Source organism: Escherichia sp. E1V33 (genome assembly GCF_004211955.1).
In the GTDB taxonomy this organism is placed as follows: Bacteria; Pseudomonadota; Gammaproteobacteria; order Enterobacterales; family Enterobacteriaceae; genus Escherichia.
In genome coordinates this window covers 119,408-136,598 of record NZ_RHJI01000017.1, presented here as the reverse complement: position 1 = coordinate 136,598, position 17,191 = coordinate 119,408, and the positions used below count along the sequence as shown (strand labels likewise).

Here is a 17,191-nt window from a genome sequence, read left to right as displayed (position 1 = left end):
AGGCAGGTAATTCAAAGGGAGTAAGAATAATTGGCTATATAGGTGAAGAGGCTCTGGCAACGAAACTGCCAGTGCTGGATGAAGATTCCGGGCTATGCTTATTGCGAAAACCATACTGATGAGAGGGGGAAGGTCATGGATCAGGAGCTACTGGACGGTGGTTATCGCTGCTATACCGGCGAAAAAATTGATGTCTATTTTAACTCCGCAATATGTCAGCATTCCGGCAATTGCGTACGTGGTAATGGCAAGTTGTTTAATCTCAAACGTAAGCCGTGGATTATGCCGGATGAAGTTGATGTCGCCACCGTGGTGAAAGTGATTGATACATGCCCGAGCGGCGCGCTGAAATACCGTCATAAATAAGTGAGGGGAAAATGGAAATACGCGAAGGCCATAATAAGTTTTACATTAATGACGAACAGGGAAAGCAAATTGCTGAAATTGTCTTTGTGCCTACAGGGGAAAGTTTAGCAATTATCGAACATACCGATGTTGATGAAAGTCTCAAAGGGCAGGGGATTGGTAAACAACTGGTGGCGAAAGTGGTGGAAAAAATGCGCCGGGAGAAACGGAAAATTATCCCACTATGCCCGTTTGCGAAACACGAATTTGATAAAACGCGCGAGTATGATGATATTCGTAGTTGATGGAGGAGTTCGGGGTGACGATATTTTTTATGCGCTCCGTGGTGTGATGCAGAGGAGTATCTGAAGGGTAGGGGGATGCACAAAGAATGTTCAGAGAGAGCGTTTTGTTGTCCCAAGTCATCCCCTCTACTGAGCAAAAAAAAATAATATCTCCTATATGAGAAGGATCAATCGTGGTTAATAAAATTTGCACCCCCAGGGCATTTAATATTGATAGGAGTCATATTATGGAAGGTAAAAAAACGTTCAATACTTATGTCGTTTCTTTTGATTATCCATCATCTTATTCCTCAGTCTTCTTAAGGTTAAGAACATTGATGTATGATATGAATTTCTCCTCTATAGTGGCTGATGAATATGGAATACCACGACAATTGAATGAGAATTCTTTCGCAATAACGACATCATTAGCCGCAAGTGAAATCGAAGATTTAATCAGGATCAAATGCTTAGACTTGCCAGATATTGATTTTGACCTCAACATTATGATAGTTGATGACTATTTCCGTCAGTTTTACAAATAGATGGAAAGGATAAGAAGTTATTCAAAATGACACTCTTCTCTAAAATATTAATTTTTTATGTGATTGGTGTGAACATATCCTTTGTCATTATCTGGTTTATCTCACATGAGAAAACACATATTCGTTTACTTAGTGCATTCCTGGTAGGAATAACCTGGCCAATGAGTCTACCTGTGGCATTACTTTTTTCTCTCTTTTAGGAGCTGTGGTTGAGTGGACCCGCTGGTTATCTTGAAACGAAGCGTCTCTCCTCAAAACTGGATTTGCGGAATGACGAACGAAGCAGTCGCCTGGCTGCTTCGTTCATTAAAGTGAAACTTATTTCTGTGGACGCATCGCCGGGAAGAGAATAACGTCGCGAATAGTATGACTGTTAGTAAACAGCATAATCATTCGGTCGATACCAATACCCAGACCAGCGGTTGGCGGCAGACCATATTCCAGCGCAGTCACGTAATCTTCGTCGTAGAACATAGCTTCGTCGTCACCTGCAGCTTTGGCGTTAACCTGTTCCTGGAAACGTTCAGCCTGATCTTCTGCGTCGTTTAATTCGCTAAAACCATTACCGATTTCACGACCACCGATGAAGAATTCAAAACGGTCGGTGATTTCCGGGTTAACATCATTACGGCGCGCCAGCGGTGACACTTCTGCCGGATACTCAGTAATAAAGGTTGGCTGAATCAGATGTGCTTCTGCCACTTCATCAAAGATTTCGGTGACAATACGTCCCAGCCCCCAGCTTTTCTCTACTGTAATACCGATAGATTCAGCTAATGCTTTAGCGGCATCAAAATTATCCAGATCGGCCATATCGGTTTCTGGACGATATTTTTTGATTGCTTCGCGCATGGTGAGTTTTTCAAACGGTTTGCCGAAATCAAACACATGCTCGCCATAAGTGACTTTAGTGGTACCCAGTACATCTTGTGCCAGGGTGCGGAACAGTGACTCCGTCAGTTCAATCAAATCGTGGTAATCCGCATACGCCATGTAGAGTTCCATCATCGTGAACTCAGGATTATGACGAACAGAAATACCTTCATTACGGAAGTTACGGTTGATTTCGAATACCCGTTCAAAACCGCCTACAACCAGACGTTTCAGATACAGCTCTGGCGCGATACGCAGATACATATCTAAATCCAGAGCATTATGATGGGTAATAAACGGGCGAGCAGATGCCCCACCTGGAATTACCTGCATCATCGGGGTTTCTACTTCCATAAAGCCGCGCGCGACCATGAACTGGCGGATAGCGGCCAGAATTTTTGAACGGACAACAAACGTTTGACGGGATTTATCGTTAGCGATGAGGTCCAGATAACGTTGACGATAACGGACTTCCTGATCCTGCAGACCATGGAATTTATCTGGTAAAGGACGTAGTGCTTTAGTCAGTAGGCGTAACTCAGTACAGTGAATGGAAAGCTCACCAGTTTGCGTCTTAAACAGCGTACCGCGGGCACCGATAATGTCACCCAGGTCCCATTTTTTGAACTGATCGTTATAAACACCTTCTGGCAGGCTATCCCGCGCAACGTACAGTTGAATACGTCCGCCGACATCCTGCAACGTTACAAAGGAGGCTTTCCCCATGATGCGACGGGTCATCATTCGACCAGCAACCGAAACTTCGATGTTTAAGGATTCAAGTTCCTGGTTATCCTTCGCATCAAACTCTTCGTGCAACTGGTCAGAGGTATGGTCGCGGCGAAAATCATTGGGAAATGCCACACCTTGCTGACGCAGTGCTGCCAGTTTTTCGCGACGATTTCTCAGTTCATCGTTAAAATCAATAGCCTCATTGGCTCCCTGTGTTTCTTGTTCAGACATTTTGGTTCCTCTAAATCCAGCTTTCAATTTAGCGTAGATAAAGAGACAGATCGGTACACTGTATTATCTGCCTCGACTATTAATAACTCAGGTTATCTTATCTAAACCAACGCTTACCTCAAGTTGATATCACTAATAAATAACCATAAAAATGGTTTAAATATCTTATTAATATTGATTTGCTAGTGTGATTAACTGAAAGCTAATTGATTCATAACTAATTGTTTTTACGGCAGTTAATCGTTGCTTTCCTGTATCATATTAGTCGGCGTGTTAAACAGAAATCGGCTAGCAAAGGCCAATACCACGATGAACGCGACACAAGCCAGCGTCCACTCCCCCATCTGAGAAAAGAATCGCTGGTAAGCTGCAATTGCCATGCCGCTAATTTGCGACTCTGTCGTCTGTTGTGCCACTACGCCTGCCAGCCAGTTGGCGACCGCGCCTGTTGCCAGCATATAAATACCGGTTAATACGCCAGACATTTTCAGACGCGTGATTTGCGCAATCGCCACCGGGTCAATAAAGAGTTCGGCAAAGCCCATTAGCGCCAGCCCGGATATCATCACGCCCATTGACGCTTGACCGCCAGCCGCTGCATGCCGGGCATCAAATGCCAGCAACATAAAGCCACAAGCCATCAGCAGTAAGCCAAAGGCAAACTTCAGCCAGACGCGCAATGTTGAGTTGCCGTGGCTTTCTGGCGACGCCAGCCAGGCAAGTACAACCCCAGCGAGCATCACCGCAATTGCGTTCACCGACTGGAATAGTGCTGTAGGTACTTCAATATTGAATGCCTGACGATTCACAAAGCGATCGATAAACAAGCTGATGGTACTGCCGCCCTGTTGTGCCAGTACCCAGAACAACGTCCCGACAAACATCAACAATACAATTTGCCAAAGAGCACGGCGGTGTTCGGGGAATTTGATCATCATGCGGGCAATGATTTGTGCGGCAATAAGGCAAACGATCGCCAGCAAATATCCGGACCAGTCGTTCTCCAGCAATAGGGTAAAAAATACTGGGGCTAAACAGAGCATCACCACTAACCAGCTCCATACCGGTAAGGCAAATTTCACGCTAGTGAGCGCTTTTTTATCCATACTACGCGTGGACTGGAAATGACGATGACCGCTTAAGAAAATCAACAACCCGATAAACATGCCGCCACCCGCAAGAGCAAAACCAACATGCCATCCATACCATTGTGCAGCCAGGCCGCAGGCGATGGGGGCTGCGATAGAACCGATATTGCCCGCGGCATACAGCAGCGAAAAACCGCCATCACGTCGATGATCGTTCTCGTCGTAGAGCTCGCCAAGCAAACAGCTGATGTTTGATTTGAATAAACCGTAGCCACAAATAATGATTGCCAGCGCCAGATACAGGCTAAAGGTTGAATTTGTATCAATGCCCAGCACCACATGGCCAAGAGTCATTAACAGCGCGCCGGCAATCACTGCAGTGCGGTTGCCGAGCAGGCGGTCGGCAAGCCAGCCGCCGAGAATAGGGGTAACGTAAACCAAAGAAGCGTATGCGCTGAACAGGCTGATGGCATGGTTATCATCAAAACCAAGCTGATGGGTGAGATAGAGAATGAGTAAGGCACGCATGCCGTAAAAACTGAAGTACTCCCAGATCTGGATCGCCACGATATAGTATATCGCGCGCGGCTGTGAGGGTGTTTTCATGTGTTCTCCTTATGAGCAAAAAAGGGAAGTGGCAAGCCACTTCCCTTGTACGAGCTAATTATTTTTTGCTTTCTTCTTTCAATACCTTAACGGTATAGCGGCCATCAGCCTGACGGTATGCACCGTGAATATCGGTTTCAAAGCCCGGATAGTGAGCGCCGATTTCACACAGCATCTGCAGGAACTCCAGAACCGGGCGGCTTTCTTCGGTGATCATTTCACCCGGCATTACCAGAGGAACTCCCGGCGGATACGGAAGGATCATATTGGCGTTAATACGACCTACCATTTCGTCGATGTAAACTTCTTCGGTCATACCGTGCAGCTCTTTCTGGAACGCAGCATACGGAGTCATTACCATCGTCGGCAGCACTTCAAATGCGCGATACATCAGATCCGGCAGATTGTGGTGAACAATCAGTTTGTGGATATTCTGAGCCAGTTCCTGAATACGCATGTTTTCATAGAATTCAGGATCTTCACGATACAGAGACGGCAGCATGTTTTTCACACGCAGGTTCAGGTCGAACGCACGTTTGAAGTCAGTCAGAGCACGCAGCAGGCTCAGTGCTTTGGTCTTATCGATACCGATGCTGAACAGGAACAGCAGGTTATACGGACCGGTTTTCTCAACAACGATGCCATGTTCGTCGAGGTATTTCGCCACGATGCTGGCAGGAATACCAAAGTCGCTCATGGTGCCGTCTTTTTCCATCCCCGGAGTCAGCAGGGTGACTTTGATCGGGTCAAGATACATGTGCTCGTTATCGATGTTTTTGAAGCCGTGCCAGGTGCTGTCAGAACGCAGCGGCCAGCATTCAGTCGTATCGATATGATCCGGCTGCCATACATCAAAGAACCAGCCATCAGATTCCGTTCTCAGACGTTTGATCTCTTTACGGAATTTGATCGCACGTTCAATGGAACCGTTGATCAGACGTTTACCTGCATTGCCTTTCATCATCGCCGCAGCGGTTTCAGTGGACGCCACGATACCGTAGTGCGGAGAAGTGGTGGTGTGCATCATGTAGGCTTCGTTAAAGGTTTCTTCGTTTACGTCACCTTTAACGTGGATCATGGAAGCCTGAGAGAACGCCGCCAGCAGTTTGTGAGTGGACTGGGTTTCGTAAATCACTTTCCCTTCTACACGGCCACCGCTCATACCGCATTTACCTTCGTAAATCGGTGAGAAGTTGGTGTAAGGCACCCACGCGGAGTCAAAGTGGATGGATTTCACATCCAGTGTTTTCTTGATGAAGTCGGTGTTGTACAGCAGACCATCATAGGTAGAGTTAGTAATTACAGCATGTACCGGCCAGGTTGCGTTTGGTGTTTCCTTCACGCGCTTAGCAATGGTAGCGTGCTGGAATTCACTCTGTGGGATACCACCAAGAATACCGTAAGCGTTACGGGTCGGGCGGAAATAGATTGGCGTAACATCGCTCATCATCATCAGGTGGGTCAGCGATTTGTGGCAGTTACGGTCAATCAGAATGGTGCTGCCTGCCGGAGCAGAGTACATACCAACAATTTTGTTCGCAGTGGAAGTACCGTTGGTCACCATGTAGCTGCGGTCTGCGTTAAAGACGCGAGCGATATACTGTTCTGCTTCTTTGTGTGGACCACTGTGATCCAGCAGAGAACCCAGTTCAGATACTGAAATGGAAATATCAGATTTCATGGTGTTCGGACCAAAGAAATCATAGAACAGGCTACCTACCGGGCTTTTCTGGAATGCGGTACCGCCCATGTGGCCAGGAGTACAGAAAGTATATTTACCTTCACGAACATATTTAAACAGTGCTTTGGTCAGCGGAGGCAGAATAGTATTGATATATTCGTCAGTGGTCTGCTTGATCTTGTTAGCAATATCATCAGCAGCACCCAGCGCATATTCAAAGAAGCTAATCTGTAAACGCAGGTCATTCAGGCTTACATCGAGTGTGGAATACGTATTAGCGAACGCGTACAATGGCAGGTTCTCGTTCATTTTGCTAATTTCTTCGCACAGCTCGAGATTATATTTATCCCAGTCAAAAATAACGCCGCACAGACGCGCATTGTTTTCGATCAGTTTTAATAAGTCGTCACGGTCGTTCGGGTAAACAATCTGGAAGTTCAGACGTTCAAGCGCGCGATGAAGTTCACGGATGGGTTCTTCTTTAAAATAAACCCCCATGTGATTCAATATTGCAATAACGTTCATAGTCATATCTCCAGGTAAAAAAGGCCCCTCCCAACACATGGGACAAAATGAAAGGAGGAGCCTCGGAAAATACTTTTAATTAATGTGCGTTAGATGCTGTGTGGTTATCCATTGAGTGGCTCTGGCGCTCGTGCATTTTGCGAGCGTAGAACATCAGGATAATCAGGCTGACGATGAAGGTACCTGCCAGCTCGAAGGAGCTTGCGCCCATCAGAGCGATGAAGCAGAACACGCAACCCAGTACAGAGCAGATCAGGCTGACAAAGTTGCGGATGTTAACGCCTTCAAAACGAATCAGGTCAACGCAAGAGTAGAAGTACGGCAGCATAGTCAGCAGTACTGCGATACCGGTCAGTTCACCGAACAGGTCAGATGCTTTACCACCAGCAGAGTTCATCAGAGTGATGAGGATCATCAGGGCCGTCATTTTCACTGCAGCCAGCAGCAGACCTTTTTTCGGAATACCGTTGCTATCGACTTCACCATAAACTTTCGGGAAGTTACCGTCGTTAGCGGCACGCACACCTGCCTGGCCTACCAGCATCATCCAGGAGCCCAGAGAAGTCAGGCACGCAAAGGCGGTGAATGCAGAAACCAGCGGCGCAGCCCAGTTACCCAGGATAGTAGAAGCACTGATTGCAAACGGAGCACCGGAAGCTGCCATTACAGAAGACGGATACATACCGGAAAGCACCTGAGTCGCAGCAATGTAAACAATACCTGCTAAACCAGTACCCAGCATGGTTGCCAGTGGAACGGTACGTTTCGGGTTTTTAACCATACCAGTACTTACAGCTGCGGATTCCACACCCACGAAAGCCCACAGGCAGAGCAGAATACTTTTAATGATCGCATGACCATCAGTGGTTCCTGCGGTATTCCAGTTAGCAGCATAAGTTGCAGCATCAAACCAATGCCAGCCAACAATAGCAGTCATAACCACAGGAATAAGAACCAGCACCAGGCCAATAGTGGTTAAACGGCTTACCCAGGTACCGCCGAGCATATTTACAAAGGTAAATACCCAGACGATAGCAATACAGGCAATACCTGCCGGAACAGGATCATTTAATACTGGGAAGAAGGTGGAAAGATAAGATACAGCGGTAATACCAATCGCCAGGTTACCAATCCAGTTAGCATGGTAATAAAGAACACCTGTCTGAAAACCAAATGCAGGGGAAATTTCTCCGGCATAAGCAATTGGGCCACCTTGTTGCGGGTTTTTGGTTGCCAGTCGGGCATATACGTAAGCCAGCGACATTGCACCAATAATAGAGATGATCCAACCCCAGATAGCAATACCACCGATACTTGCAAGGTTCGCAGGTAATAATGCAATACCGCTCCCCATCATATTACCGGCAACAACACCGGTACAGGCAAATAGCCCGATCTTCTTGGCAGAACTCATGCTCTTCTCCTAATTTCATTTTAGAATTTGGAGTCCGGGTCATGATGTATAACTATTTCCTGACCAGACCAAACTGGCGATAAGATTACTCACGAAAAAAGGATTAATCCTAAAGATTAGGTGAAATAACACAAAAGTTTCTGTAAGTGAGAACTTGAGGTTTTTTATTAACATATCAGGATTGCAAGTTGATATCATGAAAAGATAAATATTCAATGTTTACAATGAATTACGAGATGTTTGTTGGTTAAATTTATGTAATAAAAGGTGTTGCGGCAAATAAATTGCCGCAACACATCATACCAATAAAGACATACAAAAACTCAACACTCAAAAATCCCGTGAATGAATCAACCCAGGATTTTCTTATTCTGAAGCGAGAAATTTGTCGAGATAAGGAACAACATAAGAAGCAGAAGTCTGGAATATGCCATTTTCAATCCAGTAAAGGGTGTTTGCTCCTGGGCGTAAATTAAAAGCGGTGAGATATGCATCAGCTGCTTCTCGGTTCATCCCCTTCATCTCATAAACTTTGCCAAGCAACACATAATTTAGCCAGGACATTTCAAGATCAATGCCAGTATTTATAGCCTGATAAGATTCGTCTGTTTTACCTTTTGTCAAAGCACTGACGGCTTTTATTTGATAGATAATGGCAAGATTATTCATTTCTGGCAGTGTAGCAATGTTATCAATTTCTGTGTTCAGTGCTGCTAATTGTTTTTCATCTAAAGGATGCTGAGAATGACGCACTATATCAACTAATGCTTTCTCTGCTCTCGCATAGGTAAATTCGGGGGAGGATTGAATAATCTCACCTAATAACTCACTGGCACGATTCAATGATTTGTCATCGCCATGCATTAAATAATCATGTGCTTGATAAAAGTTAGTTAATAACGCACCACGATGAGGCAAAATTTGTTGGAGCATCTCCTGCATTCGTTGTGGCCACGGTTGATTTAACGCTTTTGACAAACTCTCCAGTAAATCATTTTGAATCGCCAGCTGATTACCGTTAGTGATGACATAACGTTTATCCAGCATGGTTGAACCATCTGCATTGTCTACCAATTTCACTGACATAAAGCACTGTTGAGCGCGGTATTGGCGCTGATTAACAAACGCAATAGATAATGTTTTACCGGAGCTGCTAGGTTCATCAATGTTGTAGTTGATTTTGTCATGAACCATAAAGGTGGAGAAGGTATTAAGTGAAGTCGCTACCAAATCACCCACGCCTATTGCATAGGAGAGCTGATATGGGGAAGTCCAGCTGTTACAACTCTTATTCACCATATTAATGTCAATATCGCGTGGATTGAGCAAAATACGCGATTTACTCATAGGAAGACGTGTTTCAAGACTTGAAAATGCGACCAGTGCTACACAGATACCTAATGACAACAGGAAAAAAAACCATACCCAAAAGGTAGTGAATCGTTTGCATTTTACTGGGGATTGTTCAGGTGGCGTGGCGGTGTTTGGAATGTTAAGACTGTGGGAGGGAGAATCTGTGTCAGGAACCGCCTCTGGTATAGGGGGAGGCGAAGATAGCATTATTTCTTCTCCTTCCTCTTCGCTGTACCAGATAACTGGCACCATTAATTTATAGCCGCGCTTTGGTACCGTAGCGATATAGACAGGACTATCTTCATCATTATCTTTTAATGACTTACGTAGTTCTGAGATACTCTGCGTCACAACGTGATTGGTGACAATACTTCTCTTCCAGACATTATCGATAAGTTCATCCCTGCTAAGTACTTCGCCACTGTGTTGAGCAAAGAAAACCAGAAGATCGATTAATCTCGGCTCAAGGGTAAGTTGACGCCCATTGCGGCTAATTTGGTTTATGGACGGAGTAACAAGCCATTCGCCAACGCGAACTACAGGTTGTTGCATAATAGAAACTCATTCGAAAAGGGAATGGTGCAATGATAATTGCCATAACCTATTTTTACCATCTATAGAATGGTTTATTTACATATTATTGGTGAATGTAAGACGTTATTTTTACCAGCCATAAACTTCTTGATTACATAGTATTACGAAAGGATTTTACTAAGAACCAGAAGTAATTTTCCTTACCATCAAAACTTATCATCTTTGGCAAAGAAAACGTTCAGAGAATAATCCCCGGAAAATTGCCCGGAATGCTTGCTATTTTAATGGATTGTTAGTCTTTACATGATCAAACGGACTGATACATTTCTCTTTGTTCGCATCCAGGATATCCCATCAGGCGGCGTTCAGACTGATGTTGTGCTTTATGGATGCGTTACGCTCCTGATGACGTCATTTAACGTTCAACAGCATAGCGGGGCCGCACGACATTTCGCGTCAGTCAGTGTCATAGCTCAGGGACAAATTTTCTCAAACAAGGGTATGCCCGCAAAATGCTGGTGATGTGGGGAAAATCTGGTTGAGTTCGGTAGAATTGTACTGGAGGCAGAATGCTTAAATCGTGGCGTCCTGAAACGAAAAACGGACCTCCGTGGAGGTCCGCTTATATGAATTTGGTGCCCGGACTCGGAATCGAACCAAGGACACGGGGATTTTCAATCCCCTGCTCTACCGACTGAGCTATCCGGGCAACGGGGCGCATTAAACCGTAATCTGCACATCTCGTCAACTCAATTTCACGTTTTGCTGTCTGGTTGCTTATCTTTACGGCAGTTTGTGCAGTTCTGGACCATTATTGTGGAAAATTACATCACTCCCATATCACCTTCCCGCTTTTTCCAGCCGCTTTGGATGGCGGTGACATGCCGTTTACCTGTAAGCAAATAGCCTGATATAAAACCGTCTTCTTGTCTCGGGGAGTTGATAATTATTTCTGCATCTACACCTTTTTGGTAGTAACCGTGATGGCTGGCAACGGTGCCTATGTAACAGTTGTTATTCAACCAGACAGGAATGACGGCAACACGTTCAAAGGTGTAATGCAGTGGCTCTCCAAAGCGGTAGTTATTAGCATCTGCGGCAGACGTGTTTGATGGAATTGGGCATATAGCAGCAGGAGGTTGATTTGAGGGCATATCTTTAATGAGATGGTCCTGCATCCGGGCGAGAGATTTCAACAGGCCTTTGCGGTCTTTATCACTGATTGCCGGGAGTTCTTTGCTGTCGGCTTTCATTATTTCTAATGCATAGCGGTAACGAATCGTCACAACAGGAACTTTGTCTGTGTTGATAAAAGGTCGCAGTAAATAAAGGTTATCTTCGCCAAACTGGCCGTTATACCAGAGCGCATAAACCTGGCCGTTTATGCGAACCCATTGGCTCCACTGGTTAGCACCACGTCCGGGTTCCGAGAACAACGCACCTGCTACGTCGACGATTTCATCGTCAGTGCTATTAACCGCATAAAACGTCTTATCTCCGCGTTTTAGTACGCCCGTGTAGCTGAAAAGCCCCGTACCACCAACATAACAGTTAATAATAAGATCACGTTTCCCGTCACCATCTAAATCAACCAACACATAGTCAGTTCGTCCATTTTCGGAAACTCCTTCGACAGGTGATTGTTTAAAGGCCTGCCATTCATCGTCACTGATTTCGGCTGAGGGTTTTTGATCGGGTAATGGATTATCTTGTTCATCGACGCTTTGCACTGAGAAATCCGTAGACTGCCCCATTAGTGGAAACTGGTCGGAAACTTTCTTCAGATTCAGTTCTGGGTTAATCGCTTTTTCTTTATTGATAGCATCAAGAAGGGACTTTAGCGCGGCATTATCTTTGTCGATGTCTTGTTGCGTGCGGACATGGCTCACGAACGTGGGCAGCGTCCAGACTCCATTAACAGAGAAAGTTCCCCGGCCACCGCTGCGGTATTCATCGGTTAATGCAAACTTTTTTCCGGTCCAGCGCCAGATTTGTATCGGCTCGGCAAATTTTCTTATCTCTCCGTCCTTATAGCCGCTTGCATCGTTGGTAATCAACTGCGGAGGGGCTGTTAGTGTGGAGTTAGTTAGCCACATAGCGTAACGGGAGATATCGAAACACGCTGTTTGAATTAACGTATGACTTTTATCAACCGGAATGGCGTAATAGCGGTTTTTGCCCCCCTCTGTCGGCCCGCTACAGTTCATCTCTGGTGTCAGTTGAAGCTGTGACTGGATATTTTGAAGCTGTATTTCCGATAATGGTGTCCTTTTCGGCGATGAGATAACGGGGCGTGTCGCGATAAGCGGTGTGGGAGATTCGGGGAGTGCTTCGAAAATGTTGTCAGGTCCTGGCTTAAGCAGGGCGCTTGCGGTATTGATACGTTTTTGGAACGCATCCATTTTCAGTAGTACGGCATCTGATCCTGCCAGAGAGAGCATTTTACGTTCGCCGTCGGCTTCAAATTCAATCACGTCATTATGTTGTAATGCCCGAATAAAGGCAGACCGGATGTCACTTCCCAGCAAAAAATAGCCATCCGAAACAGGAATAAGCGGCCTTTTTTTTTGATTATTAATAAAAAGCACGGCAGTGGAGATGGGGGAATGTCCTTGTTCTCGTTGGGAAAAAGTTACCTCTATTCTGGTATCAGGGGATATACCCGCTCGACGCGTCAGTAATGCACTGACGTTATCACCATAGCCCGCAGCGCGGCAGGTACCTGTGTTGTCGCAGGCGAGTTCCCAGTTTTTATGGCTGAAAGTAAGGCCACTTATGGCATTGGCAAAAAATGGTATAACGAAAAGACTGGCGAGTGTGGCGTGGTGAAGCAGGCGCATATAATTCCCTTTAACATATCCGTGTTGGCGGAATTATATGCGTATACGAAAGGGCCAGAAATCCGAATTACGTCAGTGCACCACCCTGGCGGCAGCGGGCGAAGCGCAGGATATCTTCCGCCAGCCGATGTGCGGTATCGACATCCGCCTGGCTACGATTCACCAGCATTCGGCTTAAACACCCTTCCAGTACCAGTTCCATCTGCTTTGCTACCATCGCCGGATCGTCAACTTCCAGCGTGGTTAACAGTTCGTGGGTAAAATCGTAGGCTGCGCTTTTTTGCTGATCGGCCAGTTGATGAATAGGGTGGCCTGGATCGGGATAAAACGTACAGGCGGCGATAAACAGACAGCCCGGATAGCGGTTGTTCTTAACGCACTCCGACAGTGCCTGATAACGCGCCAGCAGCTTTTGCTCGGCGGATTGCGTTTCGTCCAGCATCAGCTGACGACGCCAGACATCTATCTGTTGGCTAAGATAGCGCAGCGCATCGTAGAGGATTGCCTCTTTGTCTGGCCAGAAGCGGCGCAGCTCGTCCAGTGGATAATCCACACGTTCAGCAACCATCTCCAGCGTGGTGTTGGCAATCCCTTGTAACTCTAATAATTTCAGGGCTTCTCCCAGAACATCTTCACGTTGCACGCTATTTTCCTCCGTCTTTCCCACTGAAGTGTCGTTCACGGTTGGCGATCGCGCAAATGTGCGCTGAAGGTTTCTGCATCCATAAAGCCCGTGACGCGTGCTTGTGGATGCTCCTGACCTTGTCGGTCAAAAAACAGAATTGTCGGTAGGCCAAGGACATTTAGATGTTTTAACAGCGCCACATCCTGGGCGTCGTTGGCAGTGACGTTGGCTTGAAGTAAGACCGTGTCTGCTAACGCTTTTTGCACCTGCGGGTCGCTGAAGGTGTATTTCTCGAACTCTTTACAGGCGACGCACCAGTCGGCATAGAGATCCAACATTACCGATTTGCCTTTGGCTTCGGCGAGTGCCTGATTTAATTCATCCACCGTTTTGATTTGCGTAAAGTTGAGATGGGCCTGAGTTTGCGCAATGTTAGTTGCGCCAAATGCCCAATCCTGTAATGGACGCACGCTAACCAGCGCCGCCGCCAGCAGAATAATTTGTACAATGCGCATCCAGCTGCGTTTGGCCTGTAGGCTGGTGACAAAGGCCCAGCTAAAGAATGCGACACCAAGCGCCGACCACAAGCGTAATCCCCAGACATCACCAACTACTCGCTCCAGCAGGAACACCGGCAGTGCGAGGATAACAAAACCAAACGCGGTTTTAACTTGTTCCATCCACGGACCGCTTTTCGGTAGCAGACGGTTGCCAAAGACGGTAATTAGCATCAACGGCAGGCCCATGCCCAGCGCATAGAGATAAAGCGTGCCGCCGCCCAGCCACATGTTCCCGCTTTGGGCGATGTACAGCAGAATCGCGCTAAGTGGCGCGGTGGTACATGGTGAACAGATTAGCCCGGCAATCGCCCCCATAACAAACACACCACCGGGCGAGCCACCTTGTTGGCGATTGCTCATTAGCGTGAGGCGCGTTTGCAACGAAGAGGGAAGTTGCAGGGTGAATAGACCAAACATCGACATCGCCAGCAAGGTAAAGACGATAGCGAGGCCGATAAGCACGTAAGGATGTTGTAGCGCCGCCTGGAACTGTAATCCTGCGGCGGCAACTACCAGGCCCAGCGCCGTGTAGGTCAGCGCCATCCCCTGCACATAAATAAAGGTCAGCAATAATGCTCTGGCGGTGGAGAGGCGCTGTTTACCACCCAGCACGATGCCGGAAATTAGTGGGTACATTGGCAGCACGCATGGCGTGAAGGCGATACCGATACCAATCAACAACGCCCAGAGCGCGGAAAAGGGCAATTGCGCGGCGGGCTGCTCTTGCTGCGGAACAGACACAGGCTGTGGCGCTGCGTTGTTGGCGACCACTTCGCTTAACGGAACGGTTTTGGTTTCTGGTGGATAACAAAAACCGGCGTCAGCACAGCCCTGGTAAGTGACAGTCAATGTCGCACCAGCACTTGCCTGGTTGATGATCACAGGAAGCGTCAGTCGATCGCGGTAAATCTCGCTTTTGCCGTAAAACTCATCTTCATGCCAGACGCCTTGCGGCAGCTGCACGTCGGCAATTTTCGCCTGTTCCGGCGTAATGCGGATCTGTTTACGGTAAAGATAGTAACCGTCTTTGATCTGCCAGCTCAGATTAAGGTCATGTTGGTTTTGCTGAAAATCAAAAGCAAAGGCCTGATCTGCGGGGACAAATTGTGAGCGTCCCGGCGCGTCGAATAATCCGGCAAAAACGGAAGTGCTGCAAAGTAGCAGGATCAGCGTAAAGATGCGTTGAGCCATGAGAGGTAATCTGTGTCTCCGTGTGTAACAGGTAAAACCAGAAGCTCCGGGGTTTGATACGGATGGTGAGACTTCAGGCATTCCAGCAGTGCTTGCTGGTGAGATACGGTGGTTTTTAAAATCATCTGCACTTCGTATTCTTGTTCCAGTTTTCCCTCCCAGTAATAGAGAGAGGTAGCGCCAGGAATCAAGGTCGCGCAGGCCGCCAGTTTTTCCGCCAATACTTTGGCGGCTAATTCCTGGGCCGTCGCTTCATCCGGCGCGGTGCACAACACCACGACAGACGCGGTATTCGAACTTTTTTCATCAAGCATAAACACCTCGCAAGAACAGATGGAACCGCAAGAGAGAGGTCACTATACAACGGACGGGGAAAGGATGTTAGTCGGCGGGAAAGAAAGCGGGGCGTGAACGCCCCGCGATTTGTCATTACAGCATCACGCTGCCCAGCAAGAAGCCGAAGCAAACGGCCAGGGCAACACCCAGAGTGCCCGGGATGAAGAACGGATGGTTGAAGACGAATTTACCGATACGAGTGGTACCTGTGTCATCCATCTGTACCGCAGCAACCAGCGTCGGGTAGGTCGGCAGAATGAACAGACCAGACACGGCTGCGAAAGAAGCTACAGCGGTCAGCGGAGAAACGTTCAGCGCCAGAGCCATTGGCATCAGTGCTTTTGCAGTTGCAGCCTGAGAGTACAGCAGAGCAGAAGCAAAGAAGAAGATGACAGCCAGCAGCCACGGATGACCCTGAATGACTTCACCAGCGGTATCTTTGATCCAGTCGATGTTGTTGGAAACGAAAGTATCGCCCAGCCATGCAACACCCAGGATACAAATACAGGCGCTCATACCTGCTTTGAAGGTGCTGGAGTTGAGGATGTTGTCGGTGTCCACTTTGCAAAGAACAGTGGTCAGGGTTGCAACGCTCAGCATGATAATCAGGATAGCGTTGGTGGTGTTCATCAGCGGTTTTTCAACCAGGCCCATGCTCGGGCTGTTGATAATCGCATAGATAACCACGCCAACTACGCCCAGCAGGAACAGCCAGACGGATGCTTTCGCGCCTTGTTTGATTTCAATCTGCTTCTCACCGCGCAGTTCAACCAGACCTTCTTCCAGACGCTTGCGATAAATCGGATCGTCAGACAGTTTGGAGTTGAAAAGCATGGTTACCAGGAAGGACATCACCAGAACTGCCAGCAGGGTAGACGGGATGACCACAGAGAGCAGATGCAGGTAGCTGATGCCATGACCTTCCATCACGGAAGACATGTAAACCACCGCCGCAGAGATTGGCGATGCGGTGATCGCAATCTGCGCGGAAACTACCGCTGTTGATAGTGGACGGCAAGGTTTAACACCTTGTTCTTTCGCAACTTCAGCGATAACTGGCAGTGTTGCCAGAGAGATGTTGCCGGTACCAGCAAAGATGGTCAGGAAATAGGTCACGATCGGTGCAAGGATCGTAATGTATTTCGGGTTACGGCGCAGCAGCTTTTCTGTCTGGTGAACCAGATAGTCCAGACCGCCAGCAACCTGCATGGCAGAAATAGCAGCGATAACCGCCATGATAATGGAAATTACATCGAATGGGATGTTACCAGGCTTGACGCCGATAGCGGCAAGAACCAGCACCCCCAATCCACCTGCAAAACCAATACCAATTCCCCCCAGTCTGGCGCCCAAGAAGATCGCCAGCAAAACTATGATGAGTTCTACAACTAGCATATTAGCCTTCCTTGTTTTTTAACAAGTTGATAT

At 47.3% G+C, this 17,191-nt stretch carries 14 protein-coding genes, 1 tRNA gene and 1 pseudogene; 4 read left to right on the top strand and 12 right to left on the bottom strand.

The annotated features are described in order from the left end of the window. Positions 1–135 precede the first annotated feature (135 nt). The 4 genes from yjdI (at position 136) to ghoT (ending at position 1,374) form a co-directional block, all read left to right on the top strand. A complete protein-coding gene (gene yjdI / locus D9742_RS16170) occupies positions 136–366 on the top strand; it encodes a 4Fe-4S mono-cluster protein YjdI (RefSeq protein ID WP_130237565.1) in 231 nt (76 codons plus the stop codon). Between the two features lie 11 nt (positions 367–377). Beyond that, positions 378–650 (top strand): GNAT family N-acetyltransferase, encoded by a 273-nt coding sequence (locus tag D9742_RS16165; protein ID WP_130237564.1) that lies wholly within the window; start codon positions 378–380, stop codon positions 648–650. Positions 651–877: 227 nt separating this feature from the next. Beyond that, the gene (gene ghoS, locus D9742_RS16160) at positions 878–1,174 is read left to right on the top strand and encodes a type V toxin-antitoxin system endoribonuclease antitoxin GhoS (protein ID WP_130237626.1); all 297 of its coding nucleotides are present in this window, start codon (positions 878–880) and stop codon (positions 1,172–1,174) included. A 26-nt stretch (positions 1,175–1,200) separates the two neighbouring features. Then, positions 1,201–1,374 (top strand): type V toxin-antitoxin system toxin GhoT, encoded by a 174-nt coding sequence (gene ghoT / locus D9742_RS16155; RefSeq protein ID WP_064525730.1) that lies wholly within the window; start codon positions 1,201–1,203, stop codon positions 1,372–1,374. Between the two features lie 118 nt (positions 1,375–1,492). Here ghoT and lysS read toward each other — a convergent pair whose 3' ends face one another. The 12 genes and pseudogenes from lysS to dcuA all read right to left on the bottom strand — a co-directional run bounded on the left by lysS (position 1,493) and on the right by dcuA (position 17,158). Next, positions 1,493–3,010, bottom strand: a complete 1,518-nt coding sequence (gene lysS, locus D9742_RS16150; protein ID WP_130237563.1) for a lysine--tRNA ligase — start codon at positions 3,008–3,010, stop codon at positions 1,493–1,495. Between the two features lie 236 nt (positions 3,011–3,246). Then, complete coding sequence (gene dtpC, locus D9742_RS16145) at positions 3,247–4,704, bottom strand: dipeptide/tripeptide permease DtpC (protein WP_130237562.1); 1,458 nt, start codon at positions 4,702–4,704, stop codon at positions 3,247–3,249. Between the two features lie 58 nt (positions 4,705–4,762). Then, the gene (gene cadA / locus D9742_RS16140) at positions 4,763–6,910 is read right to left on the bottom strand and encodes a lysine decarboxylase CadA (protein ID WP_130237561.1); all 2,148 of its coding nucleotides are present in this window, start codon (positions 6,908–6,910) and stop codon (positions 4,763–4,765) included. 79 nt (positions 6,911–6,989) lie between these two features. Then, complete coding sequence (gene cadB, locus D9742_RS16135; protein WP_130205939.1) at positions 6,990–8,324, bottom strand: cadaverine/lysine antiporter; 1,335 nt, start codon at positions 8,322–8,324, stop codon at positions 6,990–6,992. 366 nt (positions 8,325–8,690) lie between these two features. Further along, a complete protein-coding gene (gene cadC, locus D9742_RS16130; protein ID WP_130237560.1) occupies positions 8,691–10,229 on the bottom strand; it encodes a lysine decarboxylation/transport transcriptional activator CadC in 1,539 nt (512 codons plus the stop codon). 258 nt (positions 10,230–10,487) lie between these two features. After that, positions 10,488–10,602 (bottom strand): annotated as a pseudogene (locus tag D9742_RS23510) (integrase); the annotation flags it as partial. Between the two features lie 242 nt (positions 10,603–10,844). Continuing rightward, positions 10,845–10,920: transfer RNA gene (locus D9742_RS16125), tRNA-Phe, on the bottom strand. A 115-nt stretch (positions 10,921–11,035) separates the two neighbouring features. Continuing rightward, positions 11,036–13,051, bottom strand: coding sequence for a DUF1176 domain-containing protein (locus D9742_RS16120; RefSeq protein WP_130237559.1), 2,016 nt, complete (start codon positions 13,049–13,051; stop codon positions 11,036–11,038). A gap of 67 nt (positions 13,052–13,118) precedes the next feature. Beyond that, positions 13,119–13,694, bottom strand: a complete 576-nt coding sequence (locus D9742_RS16115; RefSeq protein WP_024240009.1) for a transcriptional regulator — start codon at positions 13,692–13,694, stop codon at positions 13,119–13,121. Positions 13,695–13,729: 35 nt separating this feature from the next. Continuing rightward, complete coding sequence (gene dsbD / locus D9742_RS16110; protein WP_130237558.1) at positions 13,730–15,427, bottom strand: protein-disulfide reductase DsbD; 1,698 nt, start codon at positions 15,425–15,427, stop codon at positions 13,730–13,732. After that, positions 15,403–15,741 carry a divalent cation tolerance protein CutA gene (gene cutA, locus D9742_RS16105; RefSeq protein WP_064525746.1) on the bottom strand — a complete coding sequence of 113 codons (339 nt, stop codon included), beginning with the start codon at positions 15,739–15,741 and terminating at the stop codon, positions 15,403–15,405. The genes dsbD and cutA overlap by 25 nt, the downstream gene beginning before the upstream one ends. Positions 15,742–15,856: 115 nt before the next feature. Next, positions 15,857–17,158, bottom strand: coding sequence for an anaerobic C4-dicarboxylate transporter DcuA (dcuA, locus tag D9742_RS16100; RefSeq protein ID WP_064525748.1), 1,302 nt, complete (start codon positions 17,156–17,158; stop codon positions 15,857–15,859). Positions 17,159–17,191 lie beyond the last annotated feature (33 nt).

What these genes read in the sequence shown, in the direction of transcription:
- yjdI (WP_130237565.1), top strand. Translation starts at nt 136, where the DNA reads ATGGATCAGGAGCTACTGGACGGTGGTTATCGCTGCTATACCGGCGAA.
- D9742_RS16165 (WP_130237564.1), top strand. Translation starts at nt 378, where the DNA reads ATGGAAATACGCGAAGGCCATAATAAGTTTTACATTAATGACGAACAG.
- ghoS (WP_130237626.1), top strand. Translation starts at nt 878, where the DNA reads ATGGAAGGTAAAAAAACGTTCAATACTTATGTCGTTTCTTTTGATTAT.
- ghoT (WP_064525730.1), top strand. Translation starts at nt 1,201, where the DNA reads ATGACACTCTTCTCTAAAATATTAATTTTTTATGTGATTGGTGTGAAC.
- lysS (WP_130237563.1), bottom strand. Translation starts at nt 3,010, where the DNA reads ATGTCTGAACAAGAAACACAGGGAGCCAATGAGGCTATTGATTTTAAC.
- dtpC (WP_130237562.1), bottom strand. Translation starts at nt 4,704, where the DNA reads ATGAAAACACCCTCACAGCCGCGCGCGATATACTATATCGTGGCGATC.
- cadA (WP_130237561.1), bottom strand. Translation starts at nt 6,910, where the DNA reads ATGAACGTTATTGCAATATTGAATCACATGGGGGTTTATTTTAAAGAA.
- cadB (WP_130205939.1), bottom strand. Translation starts at nt 8,324, where the DNA reads ATGAGTTCTGCCAAGAAGATCGGGCTATTTGCCTGTACCGGTGTTGTT.
- cadC (WP_130237560.1), bottom strand. Translation starts at nt 10,229, where the DNA reads ATGCAACAACCTGTAGTTCGCGTTGGCGAATGGCTTGTTACTCCGTCC.
- D9742_RS16120 (WP_130237559.1), bottom strand. Translation starts at nt 13,051, where the DNA reads ATGCGCCTGCTTCACCACGCCACACTCGCCAGTCTTTTCGTTATACCA.
- dsbD (WP_130237558.1), bottom strand. Translation starts at nt 15,427, where the DNA reads ATGGCTCAACGCATCTTTACGCTGATCCTGCTACTTTGCAGCACTTCC.
- cutA (WP_064525746.1), bottom strand. Translation starts at nt 15,741, where the DNA reads ATGCTTGATGAAAAAAGTTCGAATACCGCGTCTGTCGTGGTGTTGTGC.
- dcuA (WP_064525748.1), bottom strand. Translation starts at nt 17,158, where the DNA reads ATGCTAGTTGTAGAACTCATCATAGTTTTGCTGGCGATCTTCTTGGGC.